Source organism: Novosphingobium aerophilum (genome assembly GCF_014230305.1).
Classification (GTDB): Bacteria; Pseudomonadota; Alphaproteobacteria; order Sphingomonadales; family Sphingomonadaceae; genus Novosphingobium; species Novosphingobium aerophilum.
On sequence record NZ_JACLAU010000008.1, the window covers coordinates 112,851 to 129,652 of the forward strand.

A 16,802-nucleotide genomic window follows, 5' to 3' on the forward strand; every position below is an offset into this window, starting at 1 on the left:
ATGCGTAAATCAACACGTCATTTTATACGTACAACGCATGATTTGGCGCTAATCGGAAGGGGGACTCGCAGCGCCGGCCGGGTCGAGCCGGGCCACGGCCGCACGGGCGATCGCGCTGAGCTGCGCCGGATCGACCTCGCGCAGGGCGGCGCGCATCCGCGGATCCCAGTAGCGGGCGATGTGCTCGGCGGTCTCGGCCGCGGCCGCGTCGGCGCCATGGGCAGCCAGGTTGGCGGCTATCTGGTTCGCCATGCGGACCAGGTTCGCGGTCGTCCCGCCGCTCATTCCGCCGCCTCGATCCGGCGGGACCGGCGCGCCTGCGCGGCATAGTCGCGCTGCCAGTCCGACGGGCCGTTGCTGGCCGAGACCTGGACCGCGGTCACCTTGTACTCGGGGCAGTTGGTTGCCCAGTCGCTGTTCTCGGTGGTGACCACATTGGCCTGGGTGTCGGGGTGGTGGAACGTCGTGTAGACCACCCCCGGCGCGACCCGGTCGGTGACCAGGGCCCGCAAGGTCGTCTCCCCCGCGCGCGAGGCGAGGCGCACCCAGTCGCCGCTCTTGAGCCCGCGGTTCTCGGCATCGAGCGGATGGATCTCGAGCAGGTCCTCCTCGTGCCACACCGCATTGGCCGTGCGCCGGGTCTGCGCGCCGACGTTGTACTGGCTGAGGATCCGCCCGGTGGTCAGCAGCAGCGGATAGCGCGGCCCGGTCCGCTCGTCGGTCGGGATGTATTCGGTGACGACGAACTTGCCCTTGCCCCGCACGAAACCGTCGACATGCATGACCGGGCTGCCCTGCGGCGCGGCATCGTTGACCGGCCACTGCAGCCCGCCCTCGGCCTCGAGCCGGGCATGGCTGATCCCGGCGAAGCTGGGGGTCAGCCGGGCGATCTCGTCCATGATCTGGCTGGCATGGGTGTAGGACCAGCCAAGACCCATGGCCTTCGCCAGAAGCTGGGTGACTTCCCAGTCTTCATAACCATTCGCCGGGTCCATCACCCGCCGCACCATCTGCACCCGCCGCTCGGCATTGGTGAAGGTCCCGGTCTTTTCCAGGAAGGTGGAGCCCGGCAGGAAGACGTGGGCGTAGTTGGCGGTCTCGTTCAGGAACAGGTCGTGGACGATCACGCAGTCCATCGCGGCGAGCCCGGCCGCGACGTGGTGGGTGTTCGGATCCGATTGCAGGATGTCTTCACCCTGGATGTAAAGCGCCTTGAACGTCCCTTCGACCGCCGCGTCGAGCATGTTCGGGATGCGCAGTCCCGGCTCGGGATCGATCGGCGTGCCCCACTCGGCCTCGAACAACGAACGGGTGCCGGCGTCCGAGATATGGCGATAGCCCGCCAGCTCGTGCGGGAACGAGCCCATGTCGCAGGCGCCCTGGACATTGTTCTGCCCGCGCAGGGGGTTCACCCCGACCCCGGGCCGGCCGATGTTCCCGGTCGCCATGGCGAGGTTGGCGATGGCGAGCACGGTCGACGAGCCCTGGCTGTGCTCGGTGACGCCGAGGCCGTAGTAGATCGCCGAGTTGGGCCCCTGCGCGAACAGCCGCGCCGCCCCGCGCAGATCGGCGGCGGGAACGCGGGTGACGGCTTCCAGTATCTCGGGAGAATGCCGCGGATCGCTGACGAAGCGGGCCCAGTCCTGATACTCGTCCCAGTCGCAGCGTTCGCGCACGAAAGCCTCGTCCGCGAGCCCCTCGGTCACGATCACGTGGGCCATCGCGGTCAGGATCGCCACGTTGGTCCCGGGCTGGAGCGGCAGGTGGTAATCCGCCTGTACATGCGGCGATCGCACCATGTCGATCCGGCGCGGATCGATCACGATCAGCCTGGCGCCTTGCCTCAAGCGCTTCTTCAGCCGGCTGGCAAAGACCGGGTGCCCGTCGGTCGGGTTGGCGCCGATGATCAGCACCACATCGGTATGCTCGACCGAATCGAAGTCCTGCGTGCCCGCGCTGGTCCCGAAGGTCTTGGCCAGACCATAGCCGGTGGGCGAATGGCAGACCCGCGCGCAGGTATCGACATTGTTCGATCCAAACCCGCCGCGCACCAGCTTCTGGACCAGGAAGGTCTCCTCGTTGGTGCAGCGGCTCGAGGTGATCCCGCCCAGGGCCCGCGCGCCGTGCCGGTCCTTGATCGCTGTCAGCCGCGCGGCGGTGAAGCGGATCGCCTCGTCCCAGCTCACCTCGCGCCACGGATCGGTGATCGCCTCGCGGATCATCGGCCGGGTGATGCGGTCGGCGTGGTGGGCATAGCCCCAGGCGAAGCGGCCCTTGACGCAGGAGTGGCCGCGGTTGGCCTTGCCGTCCTTCCAGGGCACCATCCGCACCAATTGCTGCCCCCGCATTTCCGCGCGGAAGGTGCAGCCCACTCCGCAATAGGCACAGGTGGTGATCACCGCGCGCTCGGGCTTGCCGATCTCTTTCACCGCCTTTTCGTTCAGGGTCGCGGTCGGACAGGCGGCGACGCAGGCCCCGCACGACACGCATTCCGAACCGAGGAAGTTGTCCGAGGCGAGCCCGGCCGAGACCTTGGCGTCGAAGCCGCGCCCTTCGATGGTCAGGGCGAAGGTGCCCTGCACCTCCTCGCAGGCGCGCACGCAGCGCGAACAGACGATGCACTTGGCCGGATCGAAATCGAAGTAGGGGTTCGACGTGTCGAGCGACGCATCGAGGTGGTTCGCCCCGGCATAGCCATAGCGCACATCGCGCAGGCCGACCTGCGCCGCCGTGTCCTGCAGCTCGCAGTCGTTGTTCGCCGAGCAGGTCAGGCAGTCGAGCGGGTGGTCGGAGATGTAGAGCTCCATCACCCCGCGGCGCAGCTTTTCGAGGCGCGGCGTCTGGGTCTGCACCACCATCCCGTCGCGCACCGGCGTGGTGCACGAGGCGGGGGTGCCGCGCTGCCCTTCGATCTCGACCAGGCACATCCGGCACGAGCCATAGGCCGCGACATTGTCCGTGGCGCAGAGCCTGGGGATCGCCCCGCCCACTTCGGCGGCGGCGCGCATCACGCTGGTGCCTTCGGGCACGGTGACTTGGCGGCCGTCGATCGTCAGGGTGACCGGCGGGGCATCCTTGACGGCCGGGGTGCCGAAATCGGGCTGCGGTTCATAGCCCATCCACGGTCTCCATCATCGGCCCGGCGGCCCAGGTCATCGTATCGTCGCGCGCCACCACGGCGAGGGCGAGCCCGGCGGCATCGGCGCGGCGCACCGCCAGATCGGTCGGCGCCGAGATCGCCACCAGCAGCGGGCAACCAGCGCGCACCGTCTTCTCCACCAGCTCGTACGAACAGCGCGCGGTAACCAGCAGGAAGCCGCCCGCCGGATCGATCCCGGCCCGGGCCAGCGCGCCGATCACCTTGTCGAGCGCGTTGTGCCGCCCGACGTCCTCGCGCAACACCGCGATCGTGCCATCGGCGCGGGCGAAGGCGGCGGCGTGGGTGGCGGCGGTTTCAAGGCCCAGCACCTGCCCGCCGCGCATGGCGTGCAATGCTGCACGAATTGCTGCAGGGGCGATCGTGCAGCATGAGGCCAACCGGGGCAGCGGACGCAGCGCCGCCTCGACGCTGTCGATCCCGCAGATGCCGCAGGAACTGTCCCCGGTGCGCAGCCGGGCGCGCGCCATGACCGGGCCGAGCCGCTCGGCGGGCAGGGTGATCCGCGCGACCGTGCCCGCGCCCTCGGCCACCGGATGAAGCTGGACCGGACCCAGCTCGCCCGCTTCGGCCAGCCCTTCCGACAGGACGAAGCCGGTGACGAAGTCCTCCAGGTCGCAGGGCGTCGCCATCATCACCGCATAGGCCAGGCCGTTGATCTCGATCCCCACCGGCGCCTCGACCGGGACCGCGCGCGCGCCGGGCGTGGCGGCCGCGGCGTAGGCCGTGATCCGCACCGGGATGGTCACGGCGGCCGGGCTCATGCGCCGAACTCCTCGGGCCAGTGCTTCAACGCGCTCAGCACCGGATAGGGGGTGAAGCCGCCCAGCGCGCAGAGCGAGCCGAACTTCATCGTCTCGCACAGGTCTTCCAGCAGGGCGATCTCGGCGGCGGACCCTCGCGGCGCCTTGGCCGCATTGCGCATCTGCGGCAGGGCCTCGACCGCATCGGGCGCGCGGGGTTGACGGTCCGCCGCGCCCAGCCGGTCGAGCAGCTCGACCCCGCGGGTCGAGCCGATCCGGCAGGGGGTGCACTTGCCGCAGCTTTCCGCCGCGCAGAAGGCCATGGCAAAGCGGGCCTGGGCGCGCATGTCGGCGCTGTCGTCGAACACCACCAGCCCGGCATGGCCGATCAGGCCATCGGCCGCGGCGAAGCTTTCGTAGTCGAACGGCAGGTGGAAATCCGCCGGCGGATGATAGGCCCCCAGTGGCCCGCCGACCTGCACCGCCTTGACCGGGCGTCCGCTCGCCGTGCCGCCGCCGATGTCGTGCACGAGCTCCCCCAGCGTGATCCCGAAGCCCACCTCGAACAGCCCGCCGTGGCGGATGTTGCCGGCAAGCTGGATCGGCATGGTCCCGCGCGAACGGCCAAAACCGATCGCCTGATAGGCCTCGGCCCCGTGCGCGAGGATCCACGGCACCGAGGCCAGGGTGAGCACGTTGTTGACCACGGTCGGCCGCCCGAACAGGCCCGCCAGCGCGGGCAGCGGCGGCTTGGCGCGGACCTCGCCGCGCTTGCCTTCCAGCGAGTTGAGCAGCGAGGTTTCCTCGCCGCAGACATAGGCCCCGGCGCCGACCCGCACCTCGACCGCAAACGGTGCGAGTCGCGGCGCGGCGAGCTCCACCGCCGCCCGCAGCTTGCGGATCGCATGGGGATACTCGCTGCGCACGTAAATGTAGCCCTGCCCGGCCCCCACCGCCTGCGCCGCGATCGCCATGCCCTCCAGCAGGAGGAAGGGATCGCCCTCCATCACCATGCGGTCGGCGAAGGTGCCGCTGTCGCCCTCGTCGGCGTTGCAGACGATATACTTCGTTGCGCCCGGCGCATCGGCCACGGTCTGCCACTTGATCCCGGCGGGGAAGCCTGCCCCGCCCCGCCCGCGCAGACCCGAGGCGGTGACCGCCGCCAGCGTCGCGGCGGGCCCCAGCGCCCGGGCCTGCTCCAGCCCGGCCCAGCCCCCGGTCGCGGCATAGTCATCCAGGTCCAGCGGCCGGGTGATCCCGGCGCGGGCGAAGATCAGCCGCTGCTGACGGGCCAGGAAGGGATGCGCCGCGACCGGGCCGACCGCCTTGGGGCTGGTCCCTGCCAGCACGGCGCTGACATCGTCCGGCCCCAGCGGCCCAAAGCCCTGCCCGTCGATCTCCGCCAGCGGTTCGAGCCAGTGCATCCCGCGGCTCGACACCCGGTGGACCGTGCAGCCCTGCGCGGCGAAGGCCGCCGCCACGGCATCGGCCCCGCAGGCCAGGGCCAGGGCATCGTCGCTGATGCGGACGATCGGTGCCGCGGCGGTCATGCCAGCGTCTCGACCAGCGCGGCCAGCCTGCCCGCGTCGAGCCGCGCGTGGACCACCTCGCCGATCATGGCGTTCGGCCCCACGCTGCAAAGTCCGAGGCAATAGACCGTCTCCACCCTGACACCGGCCGGATCGCCCAGCCCTGCGGCGAGCGCCTCGCTGCCGCGCGCCTGGCACGCCTCGGCCCGGCAGAGCTTCAGGACCGGGCGCGGATCGGGGTCGGTCCGGAAATCGTGGTAGAAGCTGACCACGCCGTGCACTTCGGCGCGGCTCAGGTTCAGCGCCTGGGCAATGGCCCGGATCGCCGCCTCGGGCACGTGCCCCAGGGCGGCCTGCACATCATGCAGGATCGGCAACAGCGCGCCCTCGCGCCCCGCATGCCGCGCCAGGATCTCTGCCATTGCTGCCTCGCCCATGCCGCCAGACTCGGGCAAGGGGCGGGCGGGGTCAAATCGAATCCGCGTCGGGGCGGATAGGAAAATGTTATTGTTCAATCGGCGAACGCAGGATCGAGCCGCTCGACCTTGCGCAGCATCGCCGGCCAGAGCAGTTCGGTGGCATAGCGCCGGGCGAATTCCCCGCCGGTCTGCTGCGGGACCTTGGCGATCGCCTCGTCCGCCACCGGATAGAGCTCGGCCCCCATCGCCAGGGTGCGGACCTGCACGTCGCAGGACCATTCGAGGAAGTAGATCCGGGAAAAGGCCTCGGCCACGGTCGCGCCGATCGCCAGCGTGCCATGGTTGCGCAGGATCATGTAGTGCTTGACGCCCAGGTCCCGCACGAAGCGCGGCTGTTCGTCCATGTCGAAGGCCACCCCCTCGAAATCGTGGTAGGCCACATCGTCCCCCACGATCAGCGCGCTCTGGTTGAGCGGCAGCAGGCCCTGGCGGGTCGCCGAAACCGCCACCCCGTTGCGGGTGTGCAGGTGGACCACGCAGCCGGCGTCGGGGCGGGCGTGGTGGACCGCGCTGTGGATCACGAAGCCGGCCCGATTGATCCGGTAGGGGGTGGGCTCGAGAATCTCGCCGGCGCCGTTGATCTTGACCAGGCTCGAAGCGGTGACCTCCTCGAAGAGCAGGCCATAGGGGTTGATCAGGAACACCTCGCTCCCGTCGGGCGCATCGGGCAGGCGGGCCGAGATGTGGGTGGAGAGCAGATCGTCCCAGCCGAAGTGGGCCGCCAGGCGATAGAACGCCGCGAGATCGCGGCGGATGCGCCGTTCGGTGGCCAGATCGTCTGCCGCGGGGTCCATGGGCGCTCTCCTCTATGTCCGCGGTCGGATCGCCGCGGATAGCGGCAGCATAGCCGAACGCGGCCAGCCCTGTCAGGGCCGAATCCGGCGGCCCTCTCTGGCCCCGACCCCGGTCGCCTAACCCAGCGGGGCCAGCCCGGTCAGCAGCAGGCGCACGAGATCGGCCTGGCCGCGGGTGCCGGTCTTGGCATAGACCCGCTTGGAATAGTTGCGCGCGGTTTCCGGCGTGAGGCGAAGGCGGGCGCCGGCCTCAAGGATCGATTCGCCCAGGGCCAGGCCCTGGGCCAGCGCCGCCTCACGATCGGACAGGCCATAGACCCGGGCGATCAGGCGCACCGCAGCCCGCGAATCCGCGCGCGTGGCCCGACGCAGCGTGCCCAGCGCCACCGGCTGCGCCGCCGGCTCCGCCAGCGGCAGCGGGGCGCGGCGCAGCAGCAGCCACAAGGCCGTGGCCGGATCGAGCAGCACCGGCTCGGTGGCCATGTCCGGCGCCCGCGCCAGCGCGGCACAGGCGGCTTCCAGCGCCCGGCGGGGTTCGGGAGCAAGCTGCAGCCGACGGCCCGGGGTCGGCTCGGGCTCGGACGCGAAGCTCAGCGCGGCCTCGGCGGTGGGATCGGCCGCCATCACCCGTCCGGTCGCATCGAAGGCAAGCTGGCCAATGCCGAGCCGCCCCAGCGCGGCCTGGGCCATCGCGGTCTGCAGCCGTTGCTCGATCAGGGCGACCAGTGTCCGCAAGGCGACGGCGAGCTGGGGCGCAATGGCATTGAGCGTGGCCCCGGCGCTCGCCGAGAAATCCTCCCGCTCGCGCGCCAGGACCAGCCAGGCGTCGGCCGCTCCCCGCGCCGAGACGCGCAGCCACCGGCCATAGCGAATGCCCATCGCATCCAGTGCCGCGCGCTGCTCCGCCGCCCGTCCGGGCTGGCTGAAATCGAGCAGTTCGTCGAGCGCATAGACCCGCTCCGGCCGCAGCTGGCCATAGGGATGGAGACCGAGCGCGGCGATCTGGCGGAAGTCCAGCGGCGGCTCCTGCATGGCGCGCGGGGCGGCGACATGCAGCACGGTCGGCTCCTGGGCGGGGCTGGCATTGGCCAGGGTGATGATCAGGAAGGCCCGCCGCGCATAGGTTCGCGCCACCAGATTGCGCAGGAACACCCCCCAGGGCGGGCTCTCGTGGATCCCCTCGATCAGGGGCAGGAACAGCTCGCGCTGGTCGGCAGGGAGGACGGTCATACGTTTTTCTCCCATTTGGGAGCATCGGGGTCAAGCGGGCGGCGCGATGCACGCGGCGACCGCAACGGCGGAGAGAGCGATGTCCAAGCCTACCGATCGAGCCACCCTGACTCACATCCAGCGCCTCGAGGCCGAGGCGATCCACATCATGCGCGAGGTTGTCGCCGAGGCGGAGCGTCCGGTGATGCTCTATTCGGTCGGCAAGGACAGCGCGGTCATGCTGCACCTGGCGCGCAAGGCCTTCTTCCCCTCGCCGCCGCCCTTCCCGCTGCTCCACGTCGACACCACCTGGAAGTTCCAGGCGATGTACGAGATGCGCCAGCGCATGGCGACCGAGAGCGGGATGGAGCTGCTGATCCACCAGAACCCCGAGGCCGCCGAAAAGGGGATCAACCCGTTCGACCACGGCCCGCTCCACACCGACATGTGGAAGACGGAAGGGCTGAAGCAGGCGCTCGACAAGTGGGGCTTCGATGCGGCCTTCGGCGGCGCGCGCCGTGACGAGGAGAAGAGCCGCGCCAAGGAGCGGATCTTCTCGTTCCGCACCGCCAGCCACGGCTGGGATCCGAAGAACCAGCGGCCCGAGCTGTGGAACCTCTACAACGCCCGCAAGAACAAGGGCGAATCGATCCGCGTCTTCCCGATCTCGAACTGGACCGAGCTCGACATCTGGCAGTACATCCACCTCAACGACGTGCCGATCGTGCCGCTCTACTTCGCCGAGGAGCGCCCGACCTACGAGTGGGAAGGCCAGCTGTTCATGGCCGACGACATCCCCCGGCTCGAGAAGGTGCTGGGCTATCGGCCCGAGATCACGATGCGCTCGGTCCGCTTCCGCACGCTCGGCTGCTTCCCGCTGACCGGCGCGGTCGAGAGCACGGCCAAGACCCTGCCCGAGGTGATCCAGGAGACCCTGCTGACCACCACCAGCGAGCGCCAGGGCCGCGTGATCGACAAGGATGCCGGCGGTGCCGGCATGGAAGTGAAAAAGCAGCAGGGGTATTTTTGACGCGCCACGGAATGGCCGCAGGCCGTTCCGAAGCGTCAACCCCGGCGCAGGCCGGGGTCTCCCTCCTCTAGGTACGACCGAGCCGGGCAGCGATCCCGGCCTTCGCCGGGATGACGAACATGACTGATACCACCGACCCCGTCTACGTCACCGAGGCCCTCATCGCCGAGGACATCGAGGCCTATCTCGAGCAGCACCAGCACAAGACCATGCTGCGCTTCATCACCTGCGGCAGCGTGGATGATGGCAAGTCGACCCTGATCGGACGCCTGCTCTACGATTCGAAGATGATCTTCGAGGATCAGCTCGCCGCACTCGAAACCGACTCCAAGAAGGTCGGCACCCAGGGCCAGGAGATCGACTTCGCGCTGCTGGTCGACGGGCTCGCCGCCGAGCGCGAGCAGGGCATCACGATCGACGTGGCCTACCGCTTCTTCAACACCGAGAAGCGCAAGTTCATCGTCGCCGACTGCCCCGGGCACGAGCAGTACACCCGCAACATGGTGACCGGCGCCTCCACCGCCGATCTCGCGGTGATCCTGATCGACGCGCGCAAGGGCGTGCTGGTCCAGACCCGGCGCCACTCGTACCTGTGCCACCTGATCGGCATCCGCAACATCGTGCTGGCGGTGAACAAGATGGACCTGGTCGACTACGATCAGGGCGTGTTCGACGCGATCGTGAAGGACTATGCCGAGTTCGCCCGTTCGATCGGGATCGAGAGCTTCACCGCACTGCCGATCTCGGGCTTCAAGGGTGACAACATCACCACCCGCTCGGCCCAGACGCCGTGGTATCAGGGCCCGACCCTGATCGAGCATCTCGAGCGCGTCGAGGTGATCACCTCGCGCGATGCCGACAAGCCGTTCCGCCTGCCGGTGCAGTGGGTCAACCGCCCCAACCTCGATTTCCGCGGCTTCTCGGGCCTGATCGCCAGCGGCACGGTCAAGCCGGGCGAGACCGTCCGCGTCCTGCCCTCGGGCAAGACCTCGACCGTCACCCGCGTGGTCACGCTCGACGGCGATCTCGACGAGGGCGTCGCCGGCCAGTCGGTGACGCTGTGCTTCGCCGACGAGATCGACTGCTCGCGCGGCGACGTGATCGCCGTGGCGGACAATCCGCCGCAGGCCGCCGACCAGTTCGAAACCACGTTGGTCTGGCTGAACGACGATCCGCTGATCCCCGGGCGCGCCTATTGGCTCAAGCTCGGCACGCAGACCGTCTCGGCCACGGTGCAGCAGCCGAAGTACGCGGTGAACGTCAACACGATGGAGCACGTCGCGGTCAAGACGCTGGAACTCAACGCGATCGGCGTCGCCCAGATCATCGCCGACAAGCCGATCGTGTTCGAACCCTATGCGGACAACCGCACGCTCGGTGGCTTCGTGCTGATCGACAAGATCACCAATGCCACGGTCGCCGCGGGCATGATCCAGTTCTCGCTGCGCCGCGCCCAGAACGTCCACTGGCAGCCCACCGACGTGACCCGCGCGGACCACGCCAAGCTCAAGAACCAGGCGCCCAAGGTGCTGTGGTTCACCGGCCTGTCGGGCGCGGGCAAGTCGACCATCGCCAACGAGGTGGAAAAGCGCCTCAACGTGATGAACCGGCACACCTTCCTGCTGGATGGCGACAACGTCCGCCACGGGCTCAACAAGGACCTGGGCTTCACCGAAGCCGACCGGATCGAGAACATCCGCCGCGTGGGCGAATTGGCCAAGCTGATGGCCGACGCCGGGCTGATCGTGCTGACCGCCTTTATCTCGCCGTTCCGCGCCGAGCGCGAGATGGTGCGGGCGATGCTGCCCGAGGGCGAGTTCGTCGAGGTTTTCGTCGACACCCCGCTCGAGGTGGCCGAGGCGCGCGACGTCAAGGGCCTGTACAAGAAGGCCCGCGACGGGCAGTTGAAGAACTTCACCGGCATCGACAGCCCCTACGAGCCGCCCCTCAACCCCGAGATCCGCGTCAATACTGCGGAGATGACGGCGGAACAGGCGGCCGAGCACATCATCCGCGCCCTGATGCCGTGGAAGTGACGATCCCGGTGACCCGACCGGGAGCGTCATCCCGAACCTGTTTCGTCATCCTGAACGCGTTTCAGGATCCATCCCGCCCCGGGCGGGGAGCTTGGAAGGGTGGCGAGACCGCACCGTTCCGAACGTGAAGCCAACCTCGGTGCCGAAGGCTCGATGGATCCTGAAACGAGTTCAGGATGACGCGGGCCGGGTGCCGGGACAGGGAAAGGACCACGCATGACCGACGCCGATCTCGCCGCCCATCTCGCCGCCGTCGCCGGGCGCCTGCTGATCGAGGTGCGCGCCTCGGGGATGCTCAGCCTCAAGGCCCTGGGCAAGGCGGGCGACGCCACGGCCAACCAGTTCCTGGTCCACGCCCTGCGCGAACAGCGGCCCGAGGACGGGCTGCTCTCCGAGGAGGAGAAGGACAACGCCGATCGCCTGGCCCGGTCGCGGGTGTGGATCGTCGACCCGGTCGACGGCACCCGCGAATATGGCGAGGCCCGGACCGACTGGGCGGTCCACGTCGCGCTGGCGGTGGACGGGGTTCCGGTGATCGGCGCGGTGGCGCTGCCCGGGCTCGGCGTGGTGCTGCGCTCGGACCAGCCCGCCGCGGTGCCGCCCGCGCCCGAGCGGCTGCGCATGGTGGTCAGCCGCACCCGTCCCGCCGCCGAGGCGGTGGCCGTGGCCGAGCGGCTCGGCGCGGAACTGCTGCCGATGGGATCGGCCGGGGCCAAGGCCATGGCCGTGGTCCGCGGCGAGGCCGACATCTACCTCCACACCGGCGGCCAGTACGAATGGGATTCCTGCGCCCCGGTCGCCGTGGCCCTGGCGCACGGCCTGCACTGCTCGCGCGTCGATGGCAGCCCGCTGGTCTACAACCAGGCCGACACCTACATGCCCGACCTGCTGATCTGCCGGAAGGAGCACGCCCCGCGAGTGCTGCAGCTGGTCTCGGAACAAGCCGCCGGCTGACCGCCGTTTTTGTCAGACGGTTGTCACTATAGTGTCATCGTTCTGTCTTAGTCGCCGCCTCGGCAATGCGGGCGACGGGGCGGAACTTCATGCGGGAATGGCGACAGGTCTGGCTGGCCGGGTGTGCGATGGCACTGACAAGCCTGTCCTCTCCGGCGCTCGCGGCCGAGGACCCGGCGACGATTGCCTCGCTGCAGCGCCAGATCGATGAACTGAGGGCTCAGGTCCAGGCCCTGCTGGCCGCCCAGCAAAACGCCCAGACGCCAGCGCTGCCCCCGACCGCGCCGGCGCCCGTCGCCCCGGCTCCCGCCGCCGCCCCGGTTCTGGCTGTGGTTACCCCGCCCGCGCCGACCGCAAGCAAGCCCGGCAAGCCCAAGCCATGGTACGATCGGCTGCAGCTGCGTGGCTACACCCAGATGCGCGTCAGCGAGGTGATCGATGGCGACACCGATGCGCCGGCCGGGGTCTCGCGCCTGCGTTCGGTCCACGATGCCGGTGTGGGGGAGAAGGGCAACTTCAACTTCCGGCGGATCCGCCTGGCGCTGCAGGGCGACGTCTCCGACCGGATGGGACTGTACCTGCAGGGTGAATTCGCCTCCGCCGTCACCGGGCAGGCCAATGGCGAGCGGCGCGAAAACTTCTTCCAGCTGCGCGACGCCTATGCCGACGTCTACTTCGCGGACCGCACGATCAAGCTGCGCGTCGGCCAGTCGAAGGTGCCATTCGGCTGGGAGAACCTCCAATCCTCGTCCAACCGGATTGCGATCGACCGCGCCGATGGCCCGAACAGCGCAGTGCCGGGCGAACGCGACATCGGCATCGTCGGCTTTTACACCCCGCCTGCGATCCAGAAGATCTGGGACGATCTGGCCAAGGACGGGCAGAAGCTTTTCGGCAACTACGGCGCCTTCGCGCTGGGCGTCTACAACGGCCAGGGCACGAACCGCACCGAGAAGAACGACGGGCTGATGAAGGTCGCCATGGCCACGGTGCCGTTCAGGCTCGACGGATTGGGCGGGCCGTTCGTGGGGAAGGTGCTCGAGCTCGGTGCCGAGGGTATGCTCAACACCTTCCAGCCGGAAGTGCGCACCGGCGGGGTCAGCGCGCGGGCCTACATCGACAACCGTGTGAACCTCCACGCGATCCTCTATCCCGCACCGTTCGGCATCCAGGCCGAATGGAGCTGGGGCAAGGGTCCCGAGTGGGATCGCCTGACCCAATCGCTGGCCAGCAAGCCGCTCAGCGGGGGCTATGTCCAGGCCATGTACCGGGTGAAGCACTCGCCGATCGGCGCGTTCATCCCCTATGCCCGCTGGCAGAGCTATCGCGGCGGCTGGAAGACCGCGACCAATGCGCCGCGGATCAGCACCGACGAGATCGAGCTGGGGGTCGAATGGCTGCCGCTCAAGGAGTTCGAGGTGACCATGGCCTATGCCCGGATGCGCCGCAGCGAGGCCGATGAGCGGCGCAGCGGGGTGGCCCGGGGCGATCTGCTGCGCGCCCAGATCCAGTGGAACTACTGAGCGGCGTCCAGCGATTGAGGGGCTGGCGTGTGCGCCCCGGGCGGCCTAACGATGCCCGCCTGATCCGATGGAGGAACGCCGATGTTACGCTATGACCAGGACGGACCGATCGTCACCCTGACGCTCGACCTGCCGGAACGGCGCAATCCGATCAGCGAGGCGCCGATGATCGAGGCGATCGTCGCCGCCCTCGCCCGTCTCAATGCCGATCTCTCGGTCCGCGCCGCGATCCTGACCGGAGCCGGGTCGGCCTTTTCCAGCGGCGGGGACCTGCGCAAGATGGCCGAGCCGGGCGGACCGACCCAGGCGCCGCCGGTGCAGTCGCGCACCTGGTACGTCGATGGCATCCAGCGGATCCCGCTGGCTTTCCAGCAATTGGAGGTCCCGATCATCGCGGCGGTCAACGGCCCGGCGATCGGCGCGGGCAACGATCTGGCCTGCATGTGCGACATCCGCGTGGCGGCGCGCTCGGCCCGCTTCGCCGAAAGCTTCGTCAAGGTCGGGCTGATCCCCGGCGATGGCGGAGCCTGGCTGCTGCCGCGCGTGGTCGGGGAATCGAAGGCGCGCGAAATGGCCTTCACCGGCGATCTGCTGGACGCCGACCAGGCCCTGGCCTGCGGTCTGGTCTCGCAGGTTGTCGACGATGACGAGCTGCTGCCCGCCGCCCGCCGGATCGCCGAACGGATCGCCGCCAATCCGCCTCACGCCGTGCGGATGACCAAGCGCCTGATGAACGAGGCCCAGGGACAGAGCCTGGCCACGGTGCTGCAGATGTCGGCGGCGTTCCAGGCCGTGGCCCACACCACCCGCGATCACGCGGAGGCGATCACGGCCTTCACCGAAAAGCGGGCGCCGGTGTTTACGGGCGACTAGGCCGCGAAGGCCTGTTCGGCGCCGAATGGAACGACCGACTTGGGTGGAGAACGGCCGTTCCTGATCCTCCCCCACCGGGGGAGGAAGCAAAGGTCCGATCCCGGGCGAAACCCGACCTGAACCCTGTCCATCCGGCGCCGGCCAGTCGTCGGCCCGTTATCCGCCCCGTGCCAGCAGGCGTTGCGCCGCTTTCAGGTGCGGTGCGTCGATCATCCGGCCGTCGAGCTGGAGCGCCCCGGCCCCGGGGTCGGCGGCAAAGGCCGCGACCACGCGGCGGGCATGGTCCAGTTCCTCCGGCGAAGGGGTGAAGGCGGCATTGATCACCGGCACCTGGGCCGGGTGGATCGCCATCATCCCGGTGAAGCCGTCGCGCCGGGCCCGGGCGGCATAGGCGGCCAGCGCGTCGAGATCGCGGAAGTCGGGCACCACCGTCTCGATCGCGGGCACGCCCGCGGCGTGGCCGGACAGCAGGGCCAGGGTTCGCACCATCTGGTAGACCGGGGTATAGCTGCCATCGGCCTCGCGGGCGCTGGTCGCGCCGATGGCAGCGGGAAGGTCCTCGGCTCCCCAGGTCACGCCGGCCAGATGATCGGCCACCTCGCCGTATGTGCCGAGCTGGAACACGGCCGCGGCCGTTTCGGTGGCGACCGGCAGGATCGGTGCGGTCACTCCGATCGCGCCGAGCCGTTGGGCCAGGGCGCGGATCGAGCCCGCTCCTTCGGCCTTGGGCAGGACCACGCCGTCCGGCGTGGTGCCCGCCAACGCGGCAAGGTCGGCCGCCAGCTCCACGCTGTCCAAGGGATTGACCCGCACGAACAGGGCCACGGACCGCGGCCCGGGATGGGCGCGGAGGAATTCGCCCACCGCCAGGCGCGCGGCCGGCTTGGCAGGCGGGGCCACGGCATCTTCCAGATCGAGGATCAGCGCATCGGCGCCCACCCCCATCGCCTTGGCCATCCGTTCGGGCCGATCGCCGGGAACGAACAGCAGGCTGCGCAAGATCATCGTCAGACTCCTTCCTGGGACCGTTAAGCGGCGCCGTCGAGCAACGCCTCGTAATCGCGGACGATCTCGGCCAGGACCGACAGCGCCAGCGTGTGCGGATCGCGGGTCTGCGGGATCAGCCCCAGCGGGGACCGCAGGCGGGCCACCTCACCTGCACCCACCCCGGCCTCGTCCAGCATGGCGAGCCGCTGGCGCCGGGTCTGGCTTCCCCCGATCGCGCCGACCAGGAAGGCCGGGGTGCCGAGCGCCCAGGGAACGAAGCGGCGCTCCCATTCGTGCTCGTGGAACAGCAGGGCCACGGCGGTCCAGGGATCGACCGGCGGAAGCCCCGCCAGCAGGTCGCCGGACAGCCCGCCGGACGGGACGAGCGGGACCAGATCGGCACCGAAGGCTTCGGCTATCCTGGCAAGGGCCGCCACCTCGGGCGCGGCGCCCAGCGCGAGCACCCGCAGGCGGGGCAGGTATTCGATCGCCAGATCGGCCCCCGGAATGTCCAACCGGCCGGGGCTGCGCTGCTCCAGCGTCCCGCACAGGCGGCGCAGCACGGTCCGGTCCGGGACCGGATCGACCAGCACATCGACTCCCGCACCGCAGGGCAGGCGAAAATCGATGACCGGGGAGCCCGCACCATAGCGCAGCGTGCGGCAGGTGCGATCGGCCCGGGCCGCCTCGGCCTGGCGGGCGAGCTCGGCCTCGAGGCACCCGTCGGAGAGGCTGCCGGTGAGCGTGCTATCGGCGCCGACCACAAGCTGGGCACCGAGCCGACGCGAGAAACCGCCCTCGATCCCCACCAGCGTGCAGAGCACTGCCCCCGGCTCCAGCGCGGCGGCGAGGACGGCCTGATCGGCCGACCGGACCAGGCGCGCGGGGGTCATGCCTGGTGCCTCGCGGCCAGCACGGCGGTGACCGTGGGCAAATCGTCGGGACGGTCGACGTCCAGCAGCTCGTCGGGGTCGGGGCGCACCAGCGCGGCGGGTGGGCAAGCGCGCAGCAGGCCGCGCGCGCCGCTGTCGCCCGTCAGGTCGGCCAGTGCCGCGAAGTGAGGCGGGGCAAATGCCGCCGGCACACCATGCCGGCCATCGGGATGCAGCGTTGCGGCCATGCCGTGCTGTGCCGCCAGCACGACCAGCCGGTCAAGGGTGGCCGGGCTGACCAGCGGCATGTCGGCCAGCAGGACCAGCAGCATCCGGGCGTCAGCGGCCAGGGCCTGGCGCGCGGCCAGGGCCACCGAACCGCCCAGCCCCGCCGCCGGTGCCGCGTTGGTCACGCGGCGCAGATCGGCGGGGAGCCAGTCGGGCGCCTGCGGGCCGACGATCGCAAGCACCGGGGCCCCGAATTGCTGCGCCGTGTTAAGGGCCCAGGCGCCGAGCGGCCGCCCCATGCATGGCGCATCGAGCTTGCCCCCGCCGAACCGCGTGCCCAGCCCGGCCATCAGCACCGCGACCAGCAGGTCCTCGCGCGCCGGCACCG

At 69.9% G+C, this 16,802-nt stretch carries 15 protein-coding genes; 5 read left to right on the forward strand and 10 right to left on the reverse strand.

Translation table 11 applies throughout. The features are described 5' to 3' along the window. Positions 1–48 precede the first annotated feature (48 nt). The 7 genes from H7F49_RS08000 to H7F49_RS08030 form a co-directional block, all read right to left on the reverse strand. Entirely contained in the window at positions 49–285 is a 237-nt protein-coding gene (locus H7F49_RS08000; protein WP_235982011.1) for a formate dehydrogenase subunit delta, read from the reverse strand. Further along, positions 282–3,119, reverse strand: a complete 2,838-nt coding sequence (fdhF, locus tag H7F49_RS08005; RefSeq protein ID WP_185683055.1) for a formate dehydrogenase subunit alpha — start codon at positions 3,117–3,119, stop codon at positions 282–284. Before fdhF ends, H7F49_RS08000 begins: the two co-directional genes overlap by 4 nt. Continuing rightward, positions 3,109–3,921 carry a formate dehydrogenase accessory sulfurtransferase FdhD gene (gene fdhD / locus H7F49_RS08010; protein WP_185683056.1) on the reverse strand — a complete coding sequence of 271 codons (813 nt, stop codon included), beginning with the start codon at positions 3,919–3,921 and terminating at the stop codon, positions 3,109–3,111. The genes fdhF and fdhD overlap by 11 nt, the downstream gene beginning before the upstream one ends. Then, positions 3,918–5,450 carry an NADH-ubiquinone oxidoreductase-F iron-sulfur binding region domain-containing protein gene (locus H7F49_RS08015; protein ID WP_185683057.1) on the reverse strand — a complete coding sequence of 511 codons (1,533 nt, stop codon included), beginning with the start codon at positions 5,448–5,450 and terminating at the stop codon, positions 3,918–3,920. Before H7F49_RS08015 ends, fdhD begins: the two co-directional genes overlap by 4 nt. Beyond that, entirely contained in the window at positions 5,447–5,866 is a 420-nt protein-coding gene (locus H7F49_RS08020; protein WP_185683058.1) for an NAD(P)H-dependent oxidoreductase subunit E, read from the reverse strand. Before H7F49_RS08020 ends, H7F49_RS08015 begins: the two co-directional genes overlap by 4 nt. Before the next feature lie 74 nt (positions 5,867–5,940). Continuing rightward, complete coding sequence (locus H7F49_RS08025) at positions 5,941–6,702, reverse strand: class II aldolase/adducin family protein (protein ID WP_185683059.1); 762 nt, start codon at positions 6,700–6,702, stop codon at positions 5,941–5,943. Between the two features lie 117 nt (positions 6,703–6,819). Beyond that, the gene (locus tag H7F49_RS08030) at positions 6,820–7,932 is read right to left on the reverse strand and encodes a helix-turn-helix transcriptional regulator (RefSeq protein ID WP_185683060.1); all 1,113 of its coding nucleotides are present in this window, start codon (positions 7,930–7,932) and stop codon (positions 6,820–6,822) included. A 46-nt stretch (positions 7,933–7,978) separates the two neighbouring features. Here H7F49_RS08030 and cysD point away from each other — a divergent pair, with 46 nt between their 5' ends. From cysD to H7F49_RS08055, 5 genes are all read left to right on the forward strand, one after another. Next, positions 7,979–8,941, forward strand: a complete 963-nt coding sequence (gene cysD, locus H7F49_RS08035; protein WP_268958948.1) for a sulfate adenylyltransferase subunit CysD — start codon at positions 7,979–7,981, stop codon at positions 8,939–8,941. Positions 8,942–9,060: 119 nt separating this feature from the next. Beyond that, positions 9,061–10,977, forward strand: a complete 1,917-nt coding sequence (gene cysN / locus H7F49_RS08040) for a sulfate adenylyltransferase subunit CysN (protein ID WP_185683062.1) — start codon at positions 9,061–9,063, stop codon at positions 10,975–10,977. Positions 10,978–11,193: 216 nt separating this feature from the next. Beyond that, entirely contained in the window at positions 11,194–11,931 is a 738-nt protein-coding gene (locus tag H7F49_RS08045) for a 3'(2'),5'-bisphosphate nucleotidase CysQ (RefSeq protein ID WP_185683063.1), read from the forward strand. A 128-nt stretch (positions 11,932–12,059) separates the two neighbouring features. Further along, positions 12,060–13,454, forward strand: a complete 1,395-nt coding sequence (locus H7F49_RS08050) for a porin (RefSeq protein ID WP_235982012.1) — start codon at positions 12,060–12,062, stop codon at positions 13,452–13,454. 81 nt (positions 13,455–13,535) lie between these two features. Further along, positions 13,536–14,327, forward strand: a complete 792-nt coding sequence (locus H7F49_RS08055) for a crotonase/enoyl-CoA hydratase family protein (protein ID WP_185683065.1) — start codon at positions 13,536–13,538, stop codon at positions 14,325–14,327. A 156-nt stretch (positions 14,328–14,483) separates the two neighbouring features. Here H7F49_RS08055 and H7F49_RS08060 read toward each other — a convergent pair whose 3' ends face one another. Genes H7F49_RS08060 through H7F49_RS08070 form a run of 3 tightly spaced genes read right to left on the reverse strand, consistent with a single transcriptional unit; the run spans position 14,484 to position 16,800 of the window. Then, positions 14,484–15,332, reverse strand: coding sequence for an HpcH/HpaI aldolase/citrate lyase family protein (locus tag H7F49_RS08060; RefSeq protein ID WP_185683066.1), 849 nt, complete (start codon positions 15,330–15,332; stop codon positions 14,484–14,486). Between the two features lie 23 nt (positions 15,333–15,355). After that, on the reverse strand, positions 15,356–16,207 hold the full coding sequence (locus H7F49_RS08065) for an XdhC family protein (RefSeq protein ID WP_185683067.1): 852 nt from the start codon (positions 16,205–16,207) through the stop codon (positions 15,356–15,358). Further along, complete coding sequence (locus H7F49_RS08070; protein WP_185683068.1) at positions 16,204–16,800, reverse strand: NTP transferase domain-containing protein; 597 nt, start codon at positions 16,798–16,800, stop codon at positions 16,204–16,206. The genes H7F49_RS08065 and H7F49_RS08070 overlap by 4 nt, the downstream gene beginning before the upstream one ends. Positions 16,801–16,802: the final 2 nt, after the last annotated feature.